The 23,203-nt window shown below is 37.4% G+C and carries 20 protein-coding genes; 11 read left to right on the forward strand and 9 right to left on the reverse strand.

Going from position 1 to position 23,203, the window contains the following annotated elements:
* Positions 1-3: 3 nt before the first annotated feature.
* Entirely contained in the window at positions 4-2,241 is a 2,238-nt protein-coding gene (locus tag ACN1CD_RS14460; RefSeq protein WP_419131089.1) for a hypothetical protein, read from the reverse strand.
* Between the two features lie 187 nt (positions 2,242-2,428).
* Here ACN1CD_RS14460 and ACN1CD_RS14465 point away from each other — a divergent pair, with 187 nt between their 5' ends.
* A complete protein-coding gene (locus tag ACN1CD_RS14465; RefSeq protein ID WP_419131090.1) occupies positions 2,429-3,163 on the forward strand; it encodes an NUDIX hydrolase in 735 nt (244 codons plus the stop codon).
* Between the two features lie 44 nt (positions 3,164-3,207).
* Here ACN1CD_RS14465 and gap read toward each other — a convergent pair whose 3' ends face one another.
* The 5 genes from gap to ACN1CD_RS14490 form a co-directional block, all read right to left on the reverse strand.
* Positions 3,208-4,215, reverse strand: coding sequence for a type I glyceraldehyde-3-phosphate dehydrogenase (gap, locus tag ACN1CD_RS14470; protein WP_419131091.1), 1,008 nt, complete (start codon positions 4,213-4,215; stop codon positions 3,208-3,210).
* A gap of 82 nt (positions 4,216-4,297) precedes the next feature.
* Positions 4,298-5,320, reverse strand: coding sequence for an MraY family glycosyltransferase (locus tag ACN1CD_RS14475; protein ID WP_419131092.1), 1,023 nt, complete (start codon positions 5,318-5,320; stop codon positions 4,298-4,300).
* Positions 5,321-5,608: 288 nt separating this feature from the next.
* Positions 5,609-6,352: a glycosyltransferase family 2 protein gene (locus ACN1CD_RS14480; RefSeq protein WP_419131093.1), complete on the reverse strand. Its 744-nt coding sequence runs from the start codon at positions 6,350-6,352 to the stop codon at positions 5,609-5,611.
* The gene (locus ACN1CD_RS14485) at positions 6,321-6,695 is read right to left on the reverse strand and encodes a hypothetical protein (RefSeq protein WP_419131094.1); all 375 of its coding nucleotides are present in this window, start codon (positions 6,693-6,695) and stop codon (positions 6,321-6,323) included. The genes ACN1CD_RS14480 and ACN1CD_RS14485 overlap by 32 nt, the downstream gene beginning before the upstream one ends.
* Before the next feature lie 227 nt (positions 6,696-6,922).
* A complete protein-coding gene (locus ACN1CD_RS14490) occupies positions 6,923-7,570 on the reverse strand; it encodes a LexA family transcriptional regulator (protein ID WP_419131095.1) in 648 nt (215 codons plus the stop codon).
* Between the two features lie 348 nt (positions 7,571-7,918).
* Between ACN1CD_RS14490 and ACN1CD_RS14495 the strand changes: the two genes are divergently transcribed.
* The gene (locus ACN1CD_RS14495; protein WP_419131096.1) at positions 7,919-8,749 is read left to right on the forward strand and encodes a HEPN domain-containing protein; all 831 of its coding nucleotides are present in this window, start codon (positions 7,919-7,921) and stop codon (positions 8,747-8,749) included.
* 16 nt (positions 8,750-8,765) lie between these two features.
* Here ACN1CD_RS14495 and ACN1CD_RS14500 read toward each other — a convergent pair whose 3' ends face one another.
* The 3 genes from ACN1CD_RS14500 to ACN1CD_RS14510 all read right to left on the reverse strand — a co-directional run bounded on the left by ACN1CD_RS14500 (position 8,766) and on the right by ACN1CD_RS14510 (position 11,093).
* Positions 8,766-9,197 carry a hypothetical protein gene (locus ACN1CD_RS14500; RefSeq protein WP_419131097.1) on the reverse strand — a complete coding sequence of 144 codons (432 nt, stop codon included), beginning with the start codon at positions 9,195-9,197 and terminating at the stop codon, positions 8,766-8,768.
* Between the two features lie 256 nt (positions 9,198-9,453).
* Positions 9,454-10,038, reverse strand: coding sequence for a hypothetical protein (locus tag ACN1CD_RS14505; protein ID WP_419131098.1), 585 nt, complete (start codon positions 10,036-10,038; stop codon positions 9,454-9,456).
* 614 nt (positions 10,039-10,652) lie between these two features.
* On the reverse strand, positions 10,653-11,093 hold the full coding sequence (locus tag ACN1CD_RS14510; RefSeq protein ID WP_419131099.1) for a hypothetical protein: 441 nt from the start codon (positions 11,091-11,093) through the stop codon (positions 10,653-10,655).
* An 841-nt stretch (positions 11,094-11,934) separates the two neighbouring features.
* On the opposite strand from ACN1CD_RS14510, the gene ACN1CD_RS14515 reads away from it, so the two are divergent.
* From ACN1CD_RS14515 to ACN1CD_RS14555, 9 genes are all read left to right on the forward strand, one after another.
* A complete protein-coding gene (locus ACN1CD_RS14515) occupies positions 11,935-12,732 on the forward strand; it encodes a polysaccharide biosynthesis/export family protein (RefSeq protein WP_419131100.1) in 798 nt (265 codons plus the stop codon).
* A gap of 385 nt (positions 12,733-13,117) precedes the next feature.
* Entirely contained in the window at positions 13,118-15,520 is a 2,403-nt protein-coding gene (locus ACN1CD_RS14520; RefSeq protein WP_419131101.1) for a GumC family protein, read from the forward strand.
* A gap of 364 nt (positions 15,521-15,884) precedes the next feature.
* Entirely contained in the window at positions 15,885-16,388 is a 504-nt protein-coding gene (locus ACN1CD_RS14525) for a UpxY family transcription antiterminator (protein ID WP_419131102.1), read from the forward strand.
* Between the two features lie 330 nt (positions 16,389-16,718).
* Positions 16,719-18,509, forward strand: a complete 1,791-nt coding sequence (asnB, locus tag ACN1CD_RS14530) for an asparagine synthase (glutamine-hydrolyzing) (protein WP_419131103.1) — start codon at positions 16,719-16,721, stop codon at positions 18,507-18,509.
* A 41-nt stretch (positions 18,510-18,550) separates the two neighbouring features.
* On the forward strand, positions 18,551-19,657 hold the full coding sequence (locus ACN1CD_RS14535; protein ID WP_419131104.1) for a glycosyltransferase family 4 protein: 1,107 nt from the start codon (positions 18,551-18,553) through the stop codon (positions 19,655-19,657).
* A 91-nt stretch (positions 19,658-19,748) separates the two neighbouring features.
* Entirely contained in the window at positions 19,749-20,606 is an 858-nt protein-coding gene (locus ACN1CD_RS14540) for an ABC transporter permease (protein ID WP_419131105.1), read from the forward strand.
* Between the two features lie 114 nt (positions 20,607-20,720).
* Positions 20,721-21,029, forward strand: a complete 309-nt coding sequence (locus ACN1CD_RS14545) for a four helix bundle protein (protein WP_419131106.1) — start codon at positions 20,721-20,723, stop codon at positions 21,027-21,029.
* A 156-nt stretch (positions 21,030-21,185) separates the two neighbouring features.
* Positions 21,186-22,475 carry an ABC transporter ATP-binding protein gene (locus ACN1CD_RS14550; RefSeq protein ID WP_419131107.1) on the forward strand — a complete coding sequence of 430 codons (1,290 nt, stop codon included), beginning with the start codon at positions 21,186-21,188 and terminating at the stop codon, positions 22,473-22,475.
* Positions 22,468-23,178, forward strand: a complete 711-nt coding sequence (locus ACN1CD_RS14555) for an FkbM family methyltransferase (RefSeq protein WP_419131108.1) — start codon at positions 22,468-22,470, stop codon at positions 23,176-23,178. The genes ACN1CD_RS14550 and ACN1CD_RS14555 overlap by 8 nt, the downstream gene beginning before the upstream one ends.
* The last annotated feature ends 25 nt before the right edge of the window (positions 23,179-23,203 follow it).

Here is a 23,203-nt window from a genome sequence, read left to right on the forward strand (position 1 = left end):
TGGTTAGAATCTGAAATTTAATGACGCCTCAACGGTAAACGGACGGATATATGAGCCAACCAGAAGCTGGTTATAATAAGCAGATGCATCTGTAATTAACTCTGCGCCATTAATGGTACCTTTTGCACCAGTCTGGTTTAAGAAGTTTACGGCAGTTACACCAAAATCGAAATGTTTGTTCACCTTATAGTTTACACCACCAAAAGTTTCCCATCGGGCAGCGAAATAAAGCGCATTGGTTAAGTTAGCAAATTGCTTGCTGAAATAACGGAAACTTGCCCAAACTTTAAAATCTTTGTAAGTGTAGCTGGGATCAATCTCCATTAACATTTTAGAAATTTCCAGCACATTTTTATTGTCGTAAGAATAACTGTTTCCAAATGCAGAGAAATTGTAATTTTTATAAATCGGATTTTGGAAAGTAATCAGGTAATGGATGTTGAAGCCTTTAAAAGGATTTGCAACAATGTCTGTTGTCCAGCCCAGCGTTTGAATGTCATAATTAACAGTAGCCACCTGAGAATCACTGGCATTGCTTGGGTTAACCAGGTTTAAGCGAGAGAAGTAATTGTTTCTGGTTAAGTAAGTTGCTTGTGAAACAACACTGAATTTATCGTGATTATAGTAAACACCAAAAGCACCTAACGGACTTTTCGTTTTCGACATATTTGGTACTACAGCTCCCGAATAACTTTCTAACCGGCCATTATTTTCTGCATAAGTAAAATCGGCTAACAAGCCTAACCTGTTGGTAATTTTGTATACCGTATTAACTGATCCACCAAAATGAAACCAGTTGTTGCTAATGGCCGTTCTTTGATTTGGATCAAAAACAAAACCTACCGTACGTGGCGTTTGATCATAATTTCCATCAATTCTATGGTACCTTAAATTGATACCATAATTAATCGAAAACTTATCAGAAACATTCCAATGATCAGAGAAATAGGTAGAGAGTTTGTTCTCATAACCATCATGATACTCACCACCTAAATTATAGTTATAGAATCCATCTGCATCAGTGTTAGAACTTCCGCCCGGTACGTTCCTGATCAACTTTTCTGGGTTGGCAGAAACGGTTTGATAGTAAAAGGCCCTGCTTGAAGTGTATTGATCAACATTGTAATAGTACTCCGTTAAACCCAATCTAAGATCGTGGTTATTTACTTTTTTTGTTAATTCAAATCTGGATAACACGGTTTGTGTTGGTGCTTTAGGGGTAGATAATCCCAGCATCGAATTTACATTACCCGTGTAAGCTTGTCCGTTGCTTACATAAGAAAAACCGTCATTTGATCCTGCCTGAAGAATTCCCAGTGGAATATTGGTTAATGTGGTGGCCTTTGCAAACCTTAAGCGGGTATTGAAATTAAAGTTCCATCCGTTTTTAAGCTTGTAATTTCCCAGTACATCAAAACTGTGTGAGCTGGATGCAGCATCATTTCCTCCCTCATTTTTAAAAGAAAATTCGCCTGTACGAATGTCTTTAAATTTCATTATTCCATCGTTGATGATGTAAGAATCTCTACCAATTCTAAAATTATCCAGTTCCTGTACCTGCCCATTTTCTTTATATTGAAAAACAGCATAATTGGTTAGTGAAATGGAATTGGCATATTTGTAGAGAAAACTAATCTCGCCCTTATCTTTTTTGAAACGTTTGGTTAAGCCTGCACGATAAATCTGTGTTTTATCAGAATAATCTGAAAACTGAACATCGAAGGAATTGGGATCATAGTTTTGGTAAATGCCAGCCACATAAGACCATCCATTGGAAATTGGCCCTGAAACATTTACATCACCTTTTAACCATCCGAAATGACTGCCAGATAAATTACCAACTAATTCGAATTTGGGTGTTCCAAGTTTGGTGTATGAATTAACAGCGAAGCCCAGATCGCCGGTAGTAATTACCGATTCGCCAATTTTTAATAACCCGGTTTTCTGTAAACTTACACTTTGTCGCCAGGTTCTGTTTGGCAATTCCGGCCAGAAAAAATACACCACGGGCAAATTATTTTCCTGAATGGTGATGCCACCAACGGTTGTTGGTAAACCAATATTTACATCACGCGGGCCTGTATTATTTGCCGCATTCAGCATCACGTTTCTATTATCTTCTTCTTTTTTCTCTGCTACTTTCTTTTGGGGAATAGAATCTCTTTTTATTTTCTCCTGCGCGTAGGATGAAATGCAAAACGCAGACAACATCAATAGTAAAGTGCTCTTAAGGGTGCTCATAGCCAACTAGTATTAAGTATGTAATTTTTATTATAATTTCTCAGCAAAAAAATCAGAGGTGAGGTAGATTGGTTAGTAAAAAATGGAACAATTCCTCATTGCTTCATTATGAAGCAATATTAATGTGTTTAATTAAGAAAAACAAATTATTAATTTTAGAAGTCTTTAAATAAACTATCTTCAACCTATGATCAATCAGGATATAAAAGATGCAAGTGCGGAATTTTGGCAGAGTTCAATCCCTCATATTTCGATAGACAGCGTTGTATTTGGCTTTTCGAACAACGAATTAAACGTTCTGCTATTAAAGATTAAAGAGGATGAAAATTGGATTTTACCTGGCGGATATTTACAAAAGGATGAGGCAATTGATGATGCTGCAAAACGAATTTTGTTTGAAAGAAGCGGGGCGGACAAAATATTCCTGAATAATTTTGGCGTATTTGGAAATCTTAATCGATCTGAAAGTTACTTTGTAGATTACCCTGATGATTTATGGCATAAACAGCGTTTTATTACCATCGGGTATTATGCATTGGTTGATCAAACACGGGTAAATCCGGTAACTGATGTATTTTCAGATCGCTGTGAGTGGGTACCAGTAGAATCTAATCCTAAAATGGTGATGGACCATGAAATTATTCTTAAAAAAGCGCTTAGCACTTTAAGGGAACACATTAGTTATAAGCCTATTGGATATAACCTTTTACCTGAAACGTTTACACTCCCGGAATTACAGGGACTCTATGAAGCGATCTTGGGAGAAAAGCTAAACAGGGGAAATTTTTATAGAAAAATGATGCGTTACGATATCCTGATCAAGCTGGATGAACAGCGAAAAGGTGGCGCCTATAAATCACCGAATTTATACAAATTTGATGAAGAAAAATACAAAATCGCTTTGAGTGGATTAAACTGGTAAATCAGGTACAAGAATAATGCATCAAATCCTGCAAGCTGATAACACTATACCGTTTGATCTACTTCTCTAACTGCCGCTATTTTTTTTACGATATCAATCAGTCGAGAACTATACCCAAATTCATTATCATACCAACCCACAACCTTTACCATATCGCAAACGATGGAGGTTAGCAGCGAATCAAAAATGCATGAATGTGGATTATCAATAATATCTACTGATACGATCGGATCTTCCGTATATTCAATAATGCCTGCCAGATCTGTTGCGGCAGCAATTTTAAACGCTTCGTTAATTTCTGCTATGGTTGTTTTCTTTTTCAGCAGGCAGGTAAAATCCGTTAGCGATCCATTCAACACCGGAACCCTGATTCCGGCACCGCCTAAACACCCATCAAGTTCTGGAAATATATGGGTAATGGCCTTCGCCGCTCCTGTAGTTGTTGGAATAATCGATGATGATGCAGCCCTAGCCCTTCGCAAATCTTTATGGTTGGAATCGTGCAGGTTTTGATCGCCGGTCATGGAGTGAATAGTGGTAATATAACCTTCCTCCACTCCCCAATTATCATTAAGGATTTTGATCATTGGCGCAATATTATTGGTTGTACAGCTTGCGTTGGATAGAATTTCACTGTTTAAATCTATTCGATCCTCGTTAACGCCCAGCACAACCATTGGAATATCATCTGCTGCAGGTGCCGAAATTAATACCTGTTTTGCTCCTGCGGTAATGTGTTTCCCAGCGGTATCAATCGTTAGATTTTTCCCGGTACAATCGATCACTAAATCAACCCTTAATGCAGACCAGGGTAATTCTTCTGCCGCTTTAATAGAAAAAACCGGAATAGAAAGTTTATCAATTACCAGGGCATCGGGTTTAGCAGCAACTTTACCTTTAAAAACACCATGTACAGAATCGTATTTAAAAAGATGGGCCATGGCACTGGCATCAGCTAGATCATTAATTGCAACTACCTCAAAACCCTCGGCCAATGCCAAGCGCAAAAAAGTCCTGCCTATTCTACCGAAACCATTAATCGCCAGCCTCATTTTATCAAAATTAGAGGGCAAAATTAATGTTTATTTCCAGATTATAGCTTTATCGTAAATTCTGTCTGCATTTATTTACATCTCATTTACGAGACTGTTTAGAAAGTCGCCAGGAGATCAGCACGTTGAAGATCATACAGATCCCGATCAGCAGGAAGATCAGGAGAAAATTGCCAAACCTTTGCAGGGTTATAGTAGCAAGGATGATGCTAAAATTCAGGATAACTGTCATGAATACAATTTTATTCGGTTTGTATCCAATGGTCTCTAATCTATGGTGAATGTGATTTCTGTCGCCAAGAAAGGGAGATTTTCTAGTCAAAATCCGCACTGTAAATATGCGGAGGGAGTCGAATATCGGCACAATCAGAATAGAAACCGCAATGGCAGGTGCAGAATAGAAGGCAGGTGTGTTGGCACCAGTAAATTTATTTAGTTCGATAAACTTAATGGCAAGGGCAGCCGTAGTTAAACCGATGATTAAAGCACCTGTATCACCCATAAAAATATTCGCAGGAAACCAGTTATATTTTAAAAACCCAGCAATTGCACCAGCAAGCGCAAACGCAATAAAAGCATAAGGTACCTGCCCCATCAGAGCAAAACAGATACCAAAACATAGGCTGGCCAGGATGCCGATTGTACCTGCGAGGCCATCTATCCCATCAATTAAATTAAAGGCATTATTTAAAAAAATAATCAGAATGATGGAAAAAATACCTCCACCAAGGTAATTGATATCGCTAATACCCAGCACACCATAAAGACTGGTAAGCCGAAAGCCCCCAAAAAAAACAAGTATAGCTGCAACAATGAGTTGTAATAGGAATTTGGTACTGGTATTTGTGCCATAAACATCATCTTTTAAACCGAGGCCAGCGAGGATGATACAGGAAACAATCAAAAAATTTGCTTCTTTGAAACTAATCAATGTAGAAAATAGCAGCGTACAAATGGTAAAACTTGCTACAATTGATAAGCCGCCTAACCTGGATATATTTGCCGCATGGTTTTTTCTGTGCAAATCGTTAACATCAAAAAGCTTGTATTTTAATGAAGCATGAATTACTGAAGGAATACTAAAGATCACAAGTGCTAGTGACAATATGAATATCGCCCCATAGAATACTTCTGGAGTAGTTTTTAACAAGTTTTCGAACAAAACGGGGGAACTATTTCTGTAAAGATAGCTATTGCAGATAGGTTTTCTGTGTTCTTTTTATTCTTTAGTTTGACAAATATCAATTCGGCTTTACTCCAATCAGGTTTAATCGCATTGCGAATACAACTGCATCACTAATGAAGGATAGATACAAATAGAATTGAGCCCTCGGTATACCGAATAAACAAAATGAGTCATCCGCTCATCTGGCCAATAAAAAAATAATGTCAACTACCAATACTGTGTCACTTTCGATAGCTTTTTTCTTAATAGTACAGAAACCGGATACGGGACACCATTAAGCTTTAAAGCCTTATAATCATTTTTAAAAGCCCCCATCAAACTAGAAATATCTTTATTACTAACACCACCAACTCTCATCTCTACCATTAGGAGCGGTAAATAAATGGCTTTTAGCTTATTTATATAGAAGTACCTTAAAATAAGATCATAATCTGCAGCCGTACCTAAATCAAGAGCGTAATTACCATACTTGCTAAATAATGTTTTTCTGAGGTAGAGTGTTGGGTGAGCCGGCATCCATCCCTTCTCGATGTCTTTTTCGTTTGCCTGTTTTGATTTCCAGCTTCTTAAAACCTTATGGTTAATCGGACTGATGTAATTTAAATCGCCATATACAGCATCAATTGCAGGATGTTCCATAAATCCATTTGCAATCTGCTCAATTACATTTTTATCCGCAAGCATGTCGTCGGCATTTAAAATACCAATTATTTCACCCGATGCCAGGGCGATCCCTTTATTAATGGCATCATATAAACCCCGATCAGGTTCAGAAATTAAATGGTGAATATGCTTTCTATATTCGTCAATGATCAGGAGTGTGCTATCTATAGAGCCACCATCGATAATAATGTACTCGATATTTTGATACGACTGGTTAATGATTGATGTTATACATTCCCTCAAGTAGGCTTCGCCATTATAAATTACCGTGATGATGGATATTTTCATTTTCAATTCGCAGTGGCTTTCTATGCAATGCTGAAAAAGCTACACCCGTGGTAAAGATAAATAATAGTGGGATAAAATCATCAATGGGGCATTCTTCGTAATAGGTTCCTTTAGTCCCTGCTTTCCCATGCCCAATGCAGCCAGCACTTGCTAGTGATGTATCCAATATCCAGGAACAACCACTGGCCGGATAAATATCGCCAGGCGTGTTTGAAAAAGTGCCGCCAGGTGGATTCGTTTGATGGGTAAGTAATTCCGGGTATCCTGGTACCAGGCAACCATACTCGGCAAAAACAAAAATTGGGATAAGATAGATCGGGATGATTAAACATAACTTTTTCATAAGCTAATAGATTAATCATACACTAATGTAGTAATTATTTTTTAAAAGAAGATTAGATGAGTTAGTCTTTAGTGAAAATCATTTCAAAAATGATTGTTTCTTTTAATTCCATTTTTTTCTCACTTTTTTCTCCACCAAGTCTCCACAAATTCTTATTACACGTCCTCTCCCTCCCAGGGAAAGGTGCCGATAGGCGGATAGGGGCTTTAGCCGCTCGAGTCACCCTTTTAAATCAAATTCCTGGTAATCTTTCCTTTAATAATATACAGAGATGTAATATTCGATTTATCGATAATGGTATCACCTTTAAAATTTGGGTTAGATGAACGCAGGATCAATTTATTCCGGTCGGCATGTTCATAGATCATCTTGATGCTCCGCAGGTGGTTTGCTTTTTCATTTGCCATCACCACATAAGCCTCGCCCCATTGCAACACTTCAAAATTGGTCACTTCCCTAACGGCAATAATTTCGCCCGATGCATAACGTGGATACATACTATCACCATATACCGGAAGATAGGCCGTACAATCATTAAAGGGTTTATAATTTACGAAGTACTCTGCCTTCTCTTCCATTAAAATTAAAGTGTCAGCGTCTGATAAGCTGATATCATAATACGGCACGCCCTCTTTAATTTCAGAAATTACCGGACCTTTGTTAAGTAATGGTTCTCCTACCCCATTTTCCAGCCAAGCTAGATTGACATCAAATTTAAAACTAAGTCTGTCTTTAAAACCATTAGAAATTCCAACCCGCCCCCTAAAAATATCAGAAAGTGAACCATCTTTGATATTTAATGCAGCGGCAAAGTCTCGTTGAGTTCTAAAACCTAATATATTCATTAACGATTTTAAACGATCTAGTTCAGTCATATATAATGTTAGTAAGTTTGCTAATTAAATTTAGATTTCCGTAATAATTATTGTATATTTGAATGATAGGCGGCAAGATAATAAAATAAGCTTGCTTCTGAACGTATTGAAATAAACTAAATATACATTAGTCAACCTAAATTAGTTGATCAAATTTAATGTGATATTTAGTGATTAATCAGGTAATCAATTGCATTTACAATAGTGCAATTTTTACTCATATTTATCACAGCAAATAATCTCTTATTCCGTAGTTCGGCAGCTAAGTTTAAGCTTGGCATTAATGAATCGAAATGCGAAATTCCTAGCTCGGCTGGTGCGCAGACTTGCCATTTTCACCAAATTTAAATGGAGTACGAATTTATAACCGCTATGGAAATGAATCTAAACGCAACACAAACCAACGCTACAGCATCTTATACCACCGAAAAACCGCTGAAACTGTTCATAGAACTTATCACGGGCATTATCCCAATTGCCTACATTTTTGAATGTTCCTCAGATGAAACAGGCACCAGGTTAATCATTATCCTTGATCAATATCGATTTCAGCGCAATGAGGAGACTAAAAATATATTGGCATTTTTAGGTTTAAGCCAGATCAATATCGAAATTATGTATTACCACTATGGGATGATTAATGATATATTACAACAAGGTAACCTCTTTCTTGCTAAATACATTAACCGCAATAATTGCCTTTATCAGCATGCCGCAACCCATCAACTTCCAGAATACTCAGAAACAACATTAAATACATTGAAAGCATCTTGTAAGGTGATCATTAAAAATGCAACAGATAAAGCAATGAACTTTTTCGATGGCGCTTCTTTGTATTACAGGCAAGGTGAATTACATTTAGCCGCTTTTATGCTTCATCAAACCTGCGAGCAGATGTTAAGGTTGATTATTAAATTATTTAACGGTAAAGAATATAAAAGTCACCAATTAGCTCAGCTTCAAAAAACAGCCGGCTTCTATTTTCCAAAAATTAAAAACATCTTTCATTCTAAAAACAACAAAGAGTTGCAATGGCTTGAAATACTACAACAGGCGTACGTTGGAGCTCGTTATGATGATAATTACACAATTGATTCTCAGCACTTACTGTTTTTACAAAGTAAGATTGGTTCGATGCTGAATAAAGTGAATGAAGAACTTCTGTTAATTACATCTTAAAAATATCGAACAGGTTTTAATCTACTCTTCGCCTTCGAATGACTACTAAACCCAAAGTACCTGCGACAGCTACAAGTGGTAAAGTATAATCGTCGAGGTCGCAATATACAATTGACTTAGTAACAATAAAACCGTTATTTGCCGTTCCAGAACATCCTGTAACAAGATTTAGCACATTGTATCCATTTGGACAAACTCTGCACGCACCTGCTGGATTAGTCCATACTGTTTGACTAAAATTAACACAGGCTGAGGTCTGCGGTTCGGTAGGAGAATTTTTGTATGCAGCAGTACCTCCGAAAATCCCTATTAGTACAACATTTATTAATCCTAAATCATCAGGCGCTGTGTGAACTGTTGCTCCGACTAAACATCCGTGCACAGGAGCCTGAGCATATGAGCTAAAACAAAGGAAAATCGATATACAAAAACAAATAAAAGCTTTCATCAGTGAGCATTAGATTTGTAAATGTAATTAGAGTACTAAGCGAAAACCATATTCATTTCATTCAGTATTCACCTGTATATGAACCTCATACACTGAACAAATTATTAAATCAATAAAGTCTGATCCGTACTTATGAAGAATTATTTAAATTGTGTTACAACATTACATTGAACCAGTACAATGGAAGAACGCCGTTTAACCCAGCACCAATATACGCTAGCTACAACTTTTAATTTAGTAAGACGCTAGGATGAAATCAGTTGCGGATAAGGAAGAAAGCCAGTACTCCGGCCGAGACTATTAAAAGAGGCATAAAATCATCTAATGGCAAATGGTTTGGACGTGAGGCGTCACATTTATTCGGATCTTTATAGGTATAACCAACAATGGTGCCCTCACCATCAGGCGTGGCATAACGAGATGATGCCACCACACACTCATGCTGGCGCGACGATGAACTCCGTCTGATATCATGACTGGCGGGAACTGTCCTCATTCCTCCATAAGGCTGGATGGATGGATCCCAAACCTGAAATTCGCCGTAATCGTTAACGGCTGCACAATCATATGCACGACCATTCCCTTTATTAATAGGAACTGCAGAAGAGGAACTATACACTTCAACAATATCGTTTTTGTTGCCATAGTAAGTGGCAGTACCTAAATACAGCATAGCGATCTGACCACCAAAGTCGCAGCCGGTTCCGCTAATTTGCGAATAAGACTTAACGCAGGTTAATGATAAAAGAATAACTAATATTCCAGTAAGATTAATCTTTTTACTATTAATCCAGGAAATGAGAACTGTTAACTGTTTGGAAGATTGGTTAAGTGAGAACATTAGATAATGCGAGATGTTAGGAACGGAAGACTTCAAAAATTTAAATTTACTTGTATTAATTGGGCTACAAAATTATTCAAATTTGAATTACGAACAAAATGAACGAGTGCCATGTGACAGTCTAAAAAGACCAAAACCATGCACTAAAAACAAATGATAAATTCTAAAAACCCACTCAAACTAACTATCAATAAACTTTATGAAAATCATGTGACTCAAAATCACTACTCAAAATATTGATATTAATCAATAACTATATTTTTACGGATATTTTTAGCCATCTATTTCTCTACATTCCGTTATACAAAATATGATACGAATTTTGATAATATTTCTTGAAGTATTATGACTGCCGTAGCTGCCAAAAGGTTTTATTTTAGTTGAAGATTCAGATAAGAAATGATTCTTATTCCTATGATTAGGGTGGTTGGTGAGACACCAACCATTAGATTAGTTTCCATCTATCGGTTTGCTGTCTCACCAACCGAAAAATTCATACTTGTAAATTCCCTATTAAACAGTATAAAGAGATAAAAATTAAGCTGATTGCTTAGACACTAACATATAGAAAGTAGGTTTAAATTATTAGTTTTCCATCAACACTATTCCCTTTTCTATGTAGATATGATCCTTTGTCTTGAAAACGCAAAGGAAATTGGCAGCATTAACAGCAAAACGAAAGGCATGTAATCATCTATCGGGCATTGATAGGTTCTGGTAAAATTCACTGCTGTACCTCTTGTATTTGCATTTGCATAACTTACATAACATCTGCCACCAGTAGCCGATCTGGAAGATATTTCACTAGACAATACATAAGTAGCACTCGCATTAGATGGAGAGTTACAACTGGTTTTTGAACTAAACTGAATCCAGTACTCATCTGTAAAATATTCATAGATCTGGTTTGGGGGATTGCTCATACGTTTATAATAAACCCGCCCCATGTACTGGCAACCCGGTGCAGCTACTGCTGTTTCATTGATTAAAATAATGGCACACAAACAAACGAGTGTGCTGAAAATTAGTTTTCTTGTTTGGCTCAGTAAAAACATTGCGCATGAGTAAACTGATTAATTGCGTAACCTGCCGGATGAGCAGCACACAAAAAATCCTTTAAAAAAAAAATCAGGGTTTACTTATTACCTCAGTTAGAAGAAACAAATGTTGATCAAACAAGCATTTGCTGATTGCAGAAACAGTTATTAATCATAACGAACCGTTCGGCAGAAACTAATAAGTATAATAGGGAATGATAAGAAGCCATCTAGCTCATTGAACTAGCCAACTCCGGCAAAATTTAATTTTAAAAATAGATACGAATGCTGTTACATTTTCATCTTTACTTATTATCCATGAAGCTATGCTTTCATAGGTGCTAAAGACTTGGATTTAAGATTCAAAAAAACAGATGAATAATATCCTTTTTTAAATTACACGACAAATAAACTAATTTAAGACTGATATATACTACAAAATAACTGCAACTTTGACAAATGTCATTGGAATTAAATACTAACTATAATTTAGTAAAGGCAAACCAATCAAATTGTAGAATTAGCTAACAATGGCTGATGCTTATGCCATTTATAATTATTGTACCTGGGAAGTAAGAAGCAAAAACGAAAATTATTAACCATATAATCAACTAATTAAACACCTAAACATTATCCGAAAATACGTTTCACGAGTTTCAGGATTGCTTTTATTGTTTACCAAAAGAGGTTTATATAAAATCAATTTACCGTTGTAAGTATAATTACACCAATTGAGATAAGTTAATTTACCACTTGCGCTAAAGAAATTTTAAATTGTATTTTTGCAGCACATTACTTTACCCCACACTAAACGCCCCAGATCAGAGACATGCCACACCGGAAAGCATTTTTTAAATTTTTGTTATTTTTTATTATTATCGCTTCTATTTTTGGATGTGGTGTTCGAAAAGAACGTACCCTTTTTAATGCACCTTCAGATATTGTAACCGATACCATTAAACAAGTTTATGTGGTAAATGATCAGGGCATTAGCGATGCATACTATAAAATTAAAGTGAATGATCAGTTGGCGATTCGCAATGTTCAAAATTTCGAATTCGGTGCAACCGGAAATGCCGGCACATCAAACGCATCTGGTAATAGCGGGCAAAATTCAGCAAGCGGTAGCATCCAAAACATACTCTCTTATCCGGTAGATCTAGATGGAAAAGTAAATCTACCTGCCATTGGAAAAGTGGATGTAGTGGGCTTAAGCCGACGGGAAGCGGCCATTAAAATTCAGGAAATTTACAAAACAAAGTTATTAAAAGAACCTATTATCGAACTTAGCGTGGTTAATTTAAAAGTTACCTTATTGGGCGAGTTTGGGAAACAGGGCAACTTCCTTCTGGAACGCGATAATACTACTTTGATAGACATTATCGGCGAAGCTGGCGGCATCAGCAAAACTGCAGATCCAAAAACATTAAAAATTATTCGTGGAGATCGCACCAATCCCGAGTTAATTTATGTTAACCTGAACGATATCAATAGTTTGGCCAGTAAAAAACTGATACTCCAAAATCACGATATCATCGTACTGCAACCCACTAAAAGCGCAGCGACAAGTGATAAATTACAAAGCCTGAATAACATCCTGCAACCATTATTGGTAGTAGTCAATTTAGCGGTACTCATTTTTACGGTAACAAGATAAGGCGTTAGGCGTTAGGCGTTAGGCGTTAGGCGTTAGGCGTTAGGCGTTAGGCGTTAGGCGTTAGGCGTTAGGCTAAACAATTCCTGGAATGAATGTTTTAGTATATTTCATTTTTTTTCATCCTTGCTTTTCACCTTATTGCCTCCATAAACCCGCTTACAAACCCTTTCCCGTTCAGGGGAAAGGTGCCGATAGGCGGATAGGGGCTTCAACGCCTTGTCCTATTCCCTTTCCCCTCTTCCATTTTCCCTATTTCCTTTTTCCTTTCTCTATTGACTAATCTCACTAAGTATAAAACAATTAGAATAAAATAATTGCTTTTGAAAAATTGCTTTTATCTTTATGTTTTTAACTGATTGTTCCCCCAAATTCAAAACATCACACATTGACAGAACTTGTGCAAGAGAAAAAGGCTGTTAGCCAGAGTATTGATTTTTATAAAATATTCAGGGTATTCTTAAGTCGATGGTACTGGGTGGCGTCAACGGTTGCCATTGCACTTTGCGGTGCCTGGCTTTACCTTTGGTACACCCCCCCGATTTATCAAACAGGTGCTTCACTCAAATTAGAGGAAAGTAACCCCGCTATCGGAACCGGTGGTGGCCAGATGGCCATGCAAAATTATAACTATACGGATAAAATTCAGGCAGAAAGTTTCACAATCCGCAGTAATGAGGTGATTGCTAATGCAGTAAAAACGCTGGATTATAAAATCAGCTACTATTTAAAAGGCCGTGTCCGCACAACCGAACTTTATCCTAACATACCATTTGTAATCGAAATCATTAAGCAAGACAGTGTTAATTTCAGTCGTTCACTCTACGCTGTAACCGGGAAGGATGAAAAACATTTTGCACTCGCGCCCGCTGATAATGAAGATGAGAAAGTCACTTATCAATACGGACAGATTATCAACATCGGCAATATGTCGTTCCGGATTAAAGATAAAATTCCGGTAGGTAGTACTTATCAATTTAAATTTAACAGTCAGGACGATTTTATAGGTAGAGCAATGGGTGGTTTAAATATTGGTGAAGCCGCAAGGTTTACCAATGTGATGGGCCTCAGCCAAACAGATGGAAATGCAGTTTTCGCAGCAGATATCCTCAATGCCATCATGAAGGAATATGTGAAGTATGATGTGATTCAAAGAAGGCGGTCAGCCAATCAAACGGTAGACTTCATTAACCATCAGCTGGGATTTATTGATACCGAAGCAGGGAAATCTGGCAGCACCTTAGCCAATTATAAAACCCGCAACAACATGGTAGACGTGAGTTCTTCTACCTCCATGACGGTTGGAAAACTTGCTGATTTTGAGAAACAAAAAACGGAGCTTAACCTGAAACAACTGGGCATAAAACAGCTTCAGGAACAAGTAAACAGCAATAAAGCGAAAGTAGAAATCGGCCTCGATCTGGAAGGAGACATCAACTCCGGAATAGGAACTTTAGTTACTCAATTAAATAACCTGCTGGCAAACAGAGAAGCCAAACTTGGCCAGTTCAACAACGATTCGCAGCCCATAAAACAAATTGAACAACAAATTTCCAATGTTAAAGCCAGTATTAGAAATGCCGTAGCAGGCATGCTCAGACAAAACGAGCAAACCATTCGGTATATCGATAGCCAAATTGCAGGCGTTACACAAAGCATGAGTTCGATTCCACAGAAAGAACAAAACTTTGTGAAATTACAGACTAATTTCGAAGTCAATAATAAGGTCCGCTCCTACCTATCGGAGAAAAAGCTCGAAGCAGAAATGAATGCTGCCGCGATCGTACCTGGTGCGTCAATTGTTAATCCAGCTTATCCATCTTATTATGCTATTTCTCCAAATGGAAGCAAAGCATACAGCACTGCCCTAATGCTGGGTTTAGCATCTGGTTTTGGCCTGATTTTACTCGTTCGCTTCCTGAATCCATACATTTACGACAAGGAAACTGTTGAAGGTTTAACCCACACCCCCATTATCGGCGTGATCCGGAAATTCCCGGATTATATCGATCAGGATAGCAGACAAGCACTTTCATTATCGAAACCTAAGTCTGTTTTCGCCGAATCTGTACGGTCTGTGCGAACAAACCTGAGCTTCCTGGCAAGTCATAAAGAAAGTAAAGTTATCTGCATTACTTCTGAAGTATCAGGCGAGGGGAAATCATTTGTAACGATTAATCTGGCCAGCACCCTGGCATTGATCGAAAAGAAAATAATATTAATAGCGGCAGATTTAAGAAAATCTAAATTACATAAGGCTTTTGGCAGCGACAATAAAAAAGGACTCAGTTCTTTACTATCCGGACAAGCCACTTTAGAAGAAGTAATGATTCATGATGATGTTCATCACCTCGATTTCATCCCATCAGGACCAGTACCACCAAATCCATCAGAATTGCTTCACACACAAGCAATGAAAAGTTTGTTAGCGAAACTCGAATTGGAGTATGATTATGTATTAATTGATACCGCGCCTGTAGGCCTGGTTTCAGATGCAATTCCGCTAATCAGATCTGCCGATATTAACTTATTTGTAATCCGTTCCGGCATTTCACAGCAAAGATCCGCTAACATCCCGGAACGTTTATCAAGAGAATACAGCTTGAGTAATATGGCAATCATTTTAAATGCGTTTGGTGATGATGCACTGCATTCTAATTATTATACCACAGATTATTCACGCGGAGGAGGCAATAGCACTTATTACTATTCAGACTATAGCGGTTACTCAGGATCAGGTTATTACGAAGATGAAAACAGGAAATGGTGGATGTTTTGGAAGAAGAAATAGTCTTTAGTCTTTAGTCTTTAGTGAAAATGACTCTTGGAATAAATATTTCAGTTTATTCCATATTTTTTTCCACTCTCCTCTTCTTCACCTCCCTGCCTCAACAAATCCTTATTACACGCCCTTTCCCATTTAGGGGAAAGGTGCCGACAGGCGGATTGGGGTCCTTGACTTATCGCAACAAAAAACCGCAAAAAGTTACAACAGAACACCGTTAATTAAGTATTTTTGCGAGCATCCCAGCTGCTAACTATATTATTTAAGATGACTTGCCTTAAAAGCTATGCCCTTTATTTTATTCAAGAGATCAATAAGATAATTAATATAACATTCCCTGAATCAACTCCTGGAAAATTAATTTGAAAACATGATCGACAACAGTTATCGTTGGTATCCCGTTTATACACGTTCGCGGGCAGAGAAGAAAGCTTTTGATGAATTAAACAGAAAAGGGATCACCACTTATCTTCCCCTTCATAAAACCCTCAAACAGTGGAGCGACCGCAAGAAATTTATCGAAGAACCCCTCCTTAAATCATATCTCTTTGTGTATATTTCCAGCAAAGAATATGCAGAGGTACTCATGACGAACGGTATCGCCAGATTTCTATATTTTTCCGGAAAGATAGCATCAATGCCGGAGCAACAAATTGAACAGTTAAAGTTATTATTAGCAACTGAGCAAGAGCTGGCCGTTTTCGATTATGATATCAAACCCGGTCAAAAAGTACTCGTAAAAGCAGGCCCTTTTAAAGATATGATAGCAGAAATGGTATCAGTACAAAATAAACAACGCATCATATTGCGTCTAGAAAACATAGGCTATTCGATCGACATCAATACTTCGCTTGCATTTGTAGAGCCGATTTGATTTGGAAAACGTGAGCTGGGATATTAAGATCAGTTTAGTTAAAAGAATGACTCAAAGAAAAGAAGCCTTTGAGCAAAATATAGGATTAAAATGCACAAGTTGAATAGTTACATTTAACCATTTAGCTTTGTTAACAACAAGATAGGTTAAGTTTTCCCTACGAAAACGAACAGATCAAAGCCAGTAATCAGTTCATTTTTTAAAATAAAAATGTGACTGAGGGGGCGAAGCTGCGTCCAGACTCCATGCAAGTTTGTAATCAAAAGCCAAAATATTTAGAAAACAAGGTGTTAGCCGAACTGAAGTTTAGGGCCATCAACCAGTTGGATCATGTGTAGAATAGCTGGAATTATAGATAAAAACGCTCATCCAACACAATTGGAGAAAGATGTTAAATTAATGTGCGATTCCATGCAACACGGAGGTCCGGATGATGAAGGCTTTTATGCCGATGATTCCATTGGCTTAAGTTTTGGACACCGCAGGTTAGCCCTGATCGACCTTTCTTCCCGCGGGCATCAGCCTATGCAGGCACAAGAAGAAAAATTGGTCATCACTTTCAACGGTGAAATCTACAACTTTCTCGAATTAAAAGCAGAATTGTCAGCATTAGGCTACCCTTTTCAAACAGAAAGCGATACCGAAGTCATTCTTGCCGCTTACCAGATTTGGGGAACCAAAAGTTTTCGAAAATTTAAAGGAATGTTTGCTTTTGCACTCCACGATCAACCGAAAAAGCTTACTTATCTTGTTCGTGATCCATCTGGAATCAAGCCTTTATACTATTCTACCCAACAAAATCGCCTGGTATTTTCATCCGAGGTAAAAGCTTTCAAAAAAACCAGTTACCAATTTCCTGAAGAAAAAAAGTGGAAAACCTATTTTCTGGCTTTCGGACATATTCCTCAGCCTTTCACCACGCTTCAAGAAGTATTTTCATTAAAACCAGGAAACTTTCTTACCTGGAATCATGAACAACAGACTAATCAAATCACCTCGTTCGAACAAATTTCACCATCAAAAATAGTTACCACCGCACTACAAGCGGCCGATCAGGTGCGTACAAAACTTGAGGATGCCGTGAATTGCCACCTGATTGCTGATGCACCAATCGGCGTATTTCTAAGTGGCGGGATAGATTCCAGCATCATCACCCTCCTAGCAGATAAAAAAACTGGCCAGAACCTAAAAAGTTTATCTATAAATTTTGGCGAGAAAGCATTTTCAGAAGAAAATTATCAGCAACTGATCACTGCAAAAACCAGTGGCATACACCAGACTTATCTAGTAGAAGAGCAAGATTTAAAGGCAAACTTCGAAACGATTGTGAATGCGATGGATCAACCCACCAATGATGGGATCAACTCTTGGTTTGTTAATAAATATGCAAAAGAAAATGGGCTGAAAGCTGTATTATCAGGAATTGGAGCAGATGAGCTTTTTGGAGGATACCCGTCGTTTAACCGAATGGGAATAATCAGGGTCCTCAAAAAATTACCAGCTTTTATCTTAAGGTACTGTGGGAAATTACCTTCAGAAAAGTTAAAAAGGATTTACTACCTCAGTTACCAAAACCCCATTGGCGAGTATCTTTTCCTACGGGGATTTTATATTCCGGAAGCAATTGCCAAAATTTTAAACATCAGCAAAAAAGAAATTGACCAACTGTTCGAAACTTTTCCTTTGGATGAAAAAGTTAACCAGTTAAGCGGTACAGAAAGAGCCTCTTGGTTCGAGACCCATATTTTTATGCAAAATCAATTACTAAAAGATACTGATTTCATGAGCATGAGTCACGGAATAGAAGTCCGCGTACCCTTTCTTGATCAAAACTTTTTAGAAACTATTGATGGCATTGCGCCTCAACAAAGATTCCCGGCAGAAAAAAAAGGCTTATTGATTCAGGCATTTAAAAATATACTTCCAGAAGCCGTTTGGAACCGCCCTAAAATGGGATTTAGTTTTCCACTTCAACAATGGTTTATCAAAGGAGGTCAAATCTCAGATGAACATATTTATGTCGATAATGAATTTGCCAGGCGGCAAATAAAAAAGTTCAAAGCAGGCAAAATGCATTGGTCAAAAGCTTTTGCACTCTACCAGGTATTCAGGAAAAATTAACCCAAAACGATAGACGAGAAACGAAAAACGACCACCAAACATTGAAAAACGAGAAAATCTTATTTCTAACTTTACATAGTTTCAGCTTAACAGGCGGAATAGAGAAAGTGTGCAGGTGTGTAAGTAAAATCCTTTCAGATTTAAATGATACTACAAAAAGCAACCACCAGTTATTGAGCCTTTATGATGATCAGCCAGACCTTAAGTACATCGAGGCAGCGCATTTCAAAGGCTTTAAAGGGAATCGCCTGGCCTTCCTGTCTACTGCAATCAAAACAGGTTTAAGCGCAAATATCATTATTTTAAGTCATGTTAACCTGTTGCTGTTTGCCTGGATATTGAATAAAATTCACCCCAAAAAGCGAATCATTCTTCTCGCCCATGGCATAGAAATCTGGGGAACACTTCCGAAATGGAAAACCATTTTCCTACGGAAAAATACCGAAATATGGGCTGTTAGTCATTACACTGCACAACAGATCGAAAAAACACATCACCTGCTTCCCTCAAAAATTAAAACTTTGAACAATAGTCTGGATCCTTTGTTTTCCATTCCAACTCATTTTACGAAACCGGAAACGCTTCTGCACAGATATCAGATTTCAAGCTCGACAAAAATACTTTTCACCTTAACCCGACTCTCCTCACAAGAACAATATAAAGGTTATGACCAGGTCATTTTAGCTTTAAAAAACCTGCCCGAAGAGGTAATCTATATCTTAGCGGGTAAAGCAGATGAAAAAGAAAAAATAAGAGTATTGAACCTTATCGCACAGCATCATTTAAATCACCGTGTAATACTAACTGGTTTTCTGGCTGATGATGATGTACAGCATTATTTCCTTTTGGCCGATTTATTTGTGATGCCAAGTAAAGGAGAGGGTTTTGGAATAGCCTTTATCGAGGCCGCAGCATGTGGACTTGCTTCCATCGCAGGAAATGCTGATGGTAGTCGCGATGCACTTCTCAATGGAAAATTAGGGGATTTTGTCGACCCAGATAATATAGAAGAAATTACCAGCACAATTACAAAACACCTAGCGCTTCCTAAAGATCAGGCTAATGTATTACACCATCAAAGTCTATGTTTAAATGCCTTCGGTTTTGAACAATATAAAACGAACTTTCTAAATCTATTATCAAATTAGATGAAGTATCCTCACCAAATTACGCCTGAACAAAAAGAAGTTTCACCTCCCTCCTTTTTGAAAAAAACAGCGCCCCATTCCTCACCTGTTTATGGAGCCTAAAGAAGAATATAACTGGACCATTGAAGCAAAGGCTTCATTATTCGATTTAAAATTGAATGAAATCTGGGCCTATCGGGATTTATTATGGCTCCTCGTTCGTCGTGATTTTGTTTCCTTCTACAAGCAGACCATCCTAGGGCCACTTTGGTTTTTTATTCAGCCCTTGTTTACCACCATCATTTTCACCTTTATTTTTGGAAATCTTGCCGGCATTTCTACCGATGGATTGCCAAAGCCATTATTCTACATGGCGGGAATTACCGCCTGGAATTACTTTGCAGATTGTTTAACCAAAACCTCAACCGTATTTAAAGACAATGCCGGCATTTTCGGAAAAGTTTATTTCCCAAGGCTCATCATGCCGCTTAGTATTGTGGCGAGTAACCTCGTTCGCTTTGGCGTGCAAATGCTCTTGTTCATGCTGATGATGGCTTATTACTATTTTACAGGTGCGCAATTCAACTTCACCTGGGCCATTTCACTCTTCCCGGTAATTGTAATTTTAATGGCTTTACTTGGCTTAGGTACTGGAATGATCATCTCCGCCATGACCACAAAATATCGCGACCTGGCATTTTTGGTTTCATTCGGGGTGCAGCTGCTGATGTATGCCACCACGGTAATTTACCCCCTGTCTGAAGCAATAAAGAAATATCCGGCTTATGCCTGGATCATCGAATACAACCCCATGACGCCTATTATTGAAACTTTCAGATTCGGATTCCTGGGCGAAGGAAGCTTTAGCTGGGCAAGTTTGGGCTACGCTTGCGGAGTAACATTTTTTTTGTTGGTTTTTGGGATAGTGGTATTTAATAAAGTGGAACGGAATTTTGTAGATACGGTGTAGAAAGAGGGTTAAAAGAGGGTATAGGGTTAGAGAAGAGGTTAGAAGGTTAGATGAATAAAATTGTATATTTAAATAATCATCCTTTATTTATTAATTCACTATTAAATAAAGATTATGCACGTTTATTCATTCGAGAAACTGGAAGTATGGAAATTGTCTATGTCATTTAGAAAAGACATCTATCGTTTAACCACAAAATTTCCAAAAGACGAAACTTTCGGATTAATCAGTCAGATTAAAAGGTCAGTTAGTAGCATTGGAGCTTGTTTGGCTGAAGGATCAGGAAAGATTACTTCAAAAGATAAAGCTCACTATACCAACATGGCTTACTCCACTACGCTTGAAACGTTGAATCATTTAATCGCGGCTATAGATTTGAACTATATCAGTCAGAGGATTACACTTCATGCCGGAATCAAATAGAAACTATCACGATTAAACTTACTAATCTTAGGAATACACAAATCAATAGTAAAAGTTAGGGATTAACTTTCAAATATGCACTAACCCTGTAACCCCTACTACCCCCTAAACAATACTAACCTTATAACCTACAATAACCCCTTAACTCCATACCTCTTGTCAAACAACGTTGCTATAAAAGTACAAAACCTCTCCAAAGCCTATCAGCTAGGTCAAATCGGAACGGGAACCATCAGTCGTGACCTGGAGCGTTGGTATGCACGGATGCGGGGGAAGGAAGATCCATTTTTGCGGATTGGAGAAAGTAATAATCAGAATACGCGGAGTACGAGTGATGTAGTCTGGAGTTTAAAAGACATCAATTTCGAGATCGAACAAGGAGATGCAGTGGGGATTATCGGTCGAAATGGTGCTGGTAAGAGTACACTCCTAAAAATCTTGAGCAAAGTTACCGCACCTACTACGGGTAAAATATCCGGAAAAGGCAGAATAGCCAGTTTGTTAGAAGTGGGTACAGGTTTTCACCCTGAATTAAGCGGCCGCGAAAACATCTTTTTAAATGGAGCCATTCTTGGCATGCGAAAAAAAGAAATCCAACGAAAACTCGAAGAAATTGTAGACTTCGCCGGAATCGAACGCTATCTGGACACGCCCGTTAAACGCTATTCATCAGGCATGTATGTACGCCTGGCTTTTGCTGTAGCAGCACATTTGGAATCCGAAATCTTAATCGTTGATGAAGTATTAGCCGTAGGCGATGCAGAATTTCAGAAAAAATGTTTGGGCAAAATGGGCGAAGTAAGTAAAGGTGAAGGACGGACGGTGTTGTTTGTGAGCCATAATATGGGGAGTATCCAAAAGTTATGCACTAAGGCAATACTGCTAGAAAATGGATTAGTATCCTTTTCCGGATTAGTCAATTCAGCAATAGAGAAGTATACTCATAATAAAAAAAGTAAAACCGCAGTATATAAAATCCCTCTTCCAATAAATTTTAATGAATTACCTTGTTTCGCAAGTGAGTTAAGGATAGAAGATATCTATGGCAATATATTGCAGGAGATACCTGTCGGACAACCGTGGCAAATTGCTATAGAATTTGAAGTTACGAAGGCTATAAATCACTTTATAATCGCAATTGGTATAGTTAACAGTTCAGAAACTAATATCCGTACTACATGGAGCTTAGAACAAAATCTGTTACCAGGTAAATACACAGCAATTTTTCAGGAAAAAGAACTAGTATTTTCAACTGATACCTATAATATCACACTTGGGTTGTCTTCTTATGAAAAATCTATACAGTATATCGAAAGTGTTGCGTCATTTACAATTTCGGATGCGATATTTCATGACATTAATAAAAGCATCATTAGAACATCTGGGACAGGATTAATCTTAAATCCAATGGATATCAAAATTATAACAAAAAATCTTGATGAATAAAGTAAAAACGTATTTAAAGAAATTAGTCAGAAATGATCGAAATCTTAAATTTCAAAAAGTTTCATATTCACAATGTGGAGAGGATTTAATAGTTGAATTTATCTTTAACCAGCTTGGAATTTATAAACCAACATATCTTGATATTGGTGCTCATGATCCATTCTATTTAAGTAACACAGCAATTTTCTACAAAAAAGGATGTAGAGGTATAAATGTTGAGCCTGATCTTAATTTATATAATAAGATAATAAAGCATCGTCAACAAGATATTAATCTTAACATTGGTATTGCAGAAAGTACAGGTTATGCAGAATTTTATGTCATGAACGTTCCAACATTAAATACATTTTCGGTTGATCAAGTGGAACTATACAAGAAAGAAGGAGATTATTTTGTTACAGAAATAAAAAAGATCAAACTTGACACTGTAAAAAATGTGATCGATTATAATAATGGGATTTTTCCTGATTTTCTTTCATTAGATGCTGAGGGCATTGACGAAACAGTCATTAAAAGCATTAATTACTCAAACAAGCCGAAAGTTATTTGTGTAGAAACACTATCATTTTCAAACTCAGGAAATGGCCGAAAAAACAATGATATTATTGTGTTCTTAAATGACAATGGATATTTTTTATATGCTGACACACATATTAACAGCATTTTTATAGATAGAAGCATTTGGGAGAAACAGGGAATTTAATTATGTCAATCCTTTCAAAATTAAA

This window comes from Pedobacter sp. N23S346 (assembly GCF_048515415.1).
Taxonomy (GTDB): domain Bacteria; phylum Bacteroidota; class Bacteroidia; order Sphingobacteriales; family Sphingobacteriaceae; genus Pedobacter.

Bases quoted from the DNA above. Each gene is read 5' to 3' on its own strand.
- ACN1CD_RS14460 (WP_419131089.1), bottom strand. From the start codon at position 2,241: ATGAGCACCCTTAAGAGCACTTTACTATTGATGTTGTCTGCGTTTTGC.
- ACN1CD_RS14465 (WP_419131090.1), top strand. From the start codon at position 2,429: ATGATCAATCAGGATATAAAAGATGCAAGTGCGGAATTTTGGCAGAGT.
- gap (WP_419131091.1), bottom strand. From the start codon at position 4,215: ATGAGGCTGGCGATTAATGGTTTCGGTAGAATAGGCAGGACTTTTTTG.
- ACN1CD_RS14480 (WP_419131093.1), bottom strand. From the start codon at position 6,352: ATGAAAATATCCATCATCACGGTAATTTATAATGGCGAAGCCTACTTG.
- ACN1CD_RS14485 (WP_419131094.1), bottom strand. From the start codon at position 6,695: ATGAAAAAGTTATGTTTAATCATCCCGATCTATCTTATCCCAATTTTT.
- ACN1CD_RS14490 (WP_419131095.1), bottom strand. From the start codon at position 7,570: ATGACTGAACTAGATCGTTTAAAATCGTTAATGAATATATTAGGTTTT.
- ACN1CD_RS14495 (WP_419131096.1), top strand. From the start codon at position 7,919: ATGGAGTACGAATTTATAACCGCTATGGAAATGAATCTAAACGCAACA.
- ACN1CD_RS14500 (WP_419131097.1), bottom strand. From the start codon at position 9,197: ATGAAAGCTTTTATTTGTTTTTGTATATCGATTTTCCTTTGTTTTAGC.
- ACN1CD_RS14505 (WP_419131098.1), bottom strand. From the start codon at position 10,038: ATGTTCTCACTTAACCAATCTTCCAAACAGTTAACAGTTCTCATTTCC.
- ACN1CD_RS14510 (WP_419131099.1), bottom strand. From the start codon at position 11,093: ATGTTTTTACTGAGCCAAACAAGAAAACTAATTTTCAGCACACTCGTT.
- ACN1CD_RS14525 (WP_419131102.1), top strand. From the start codon at position 15,885: ATGATCGACAACAGTTATCGTTGGTATCCCGTTTATACACGTTCGCGG.
- asnB (WP_419131103.1), top strand. From the start codon at position 16,719: ATGTGTAGAATAGCTGGAATTATAGATAAAAACGCTCATCCAACACAA.
- ACN1CD_RS14540 (WP_419131105.1), top strand. From the start codon at position 19,749: ATGGAGCCTAAAGAAGAATATAACTGGACCATTGAAGCAAAGGCTTCA.
- ACN1CD_RS14545 (WP_419131106.1), top strand. From the start codon at position 20,721: ATGCACGTTTATTCATTCGAGAAACTGGAAGTATGGAAATTGTCTATG.
- ACN1CD_RS14555 (WP_419131108.1), top strand. From the start codon at position 22,468: ATGAATAAAGTAAAAACGTATTTAAAGAAATTAGTCAGAAATGATCGA.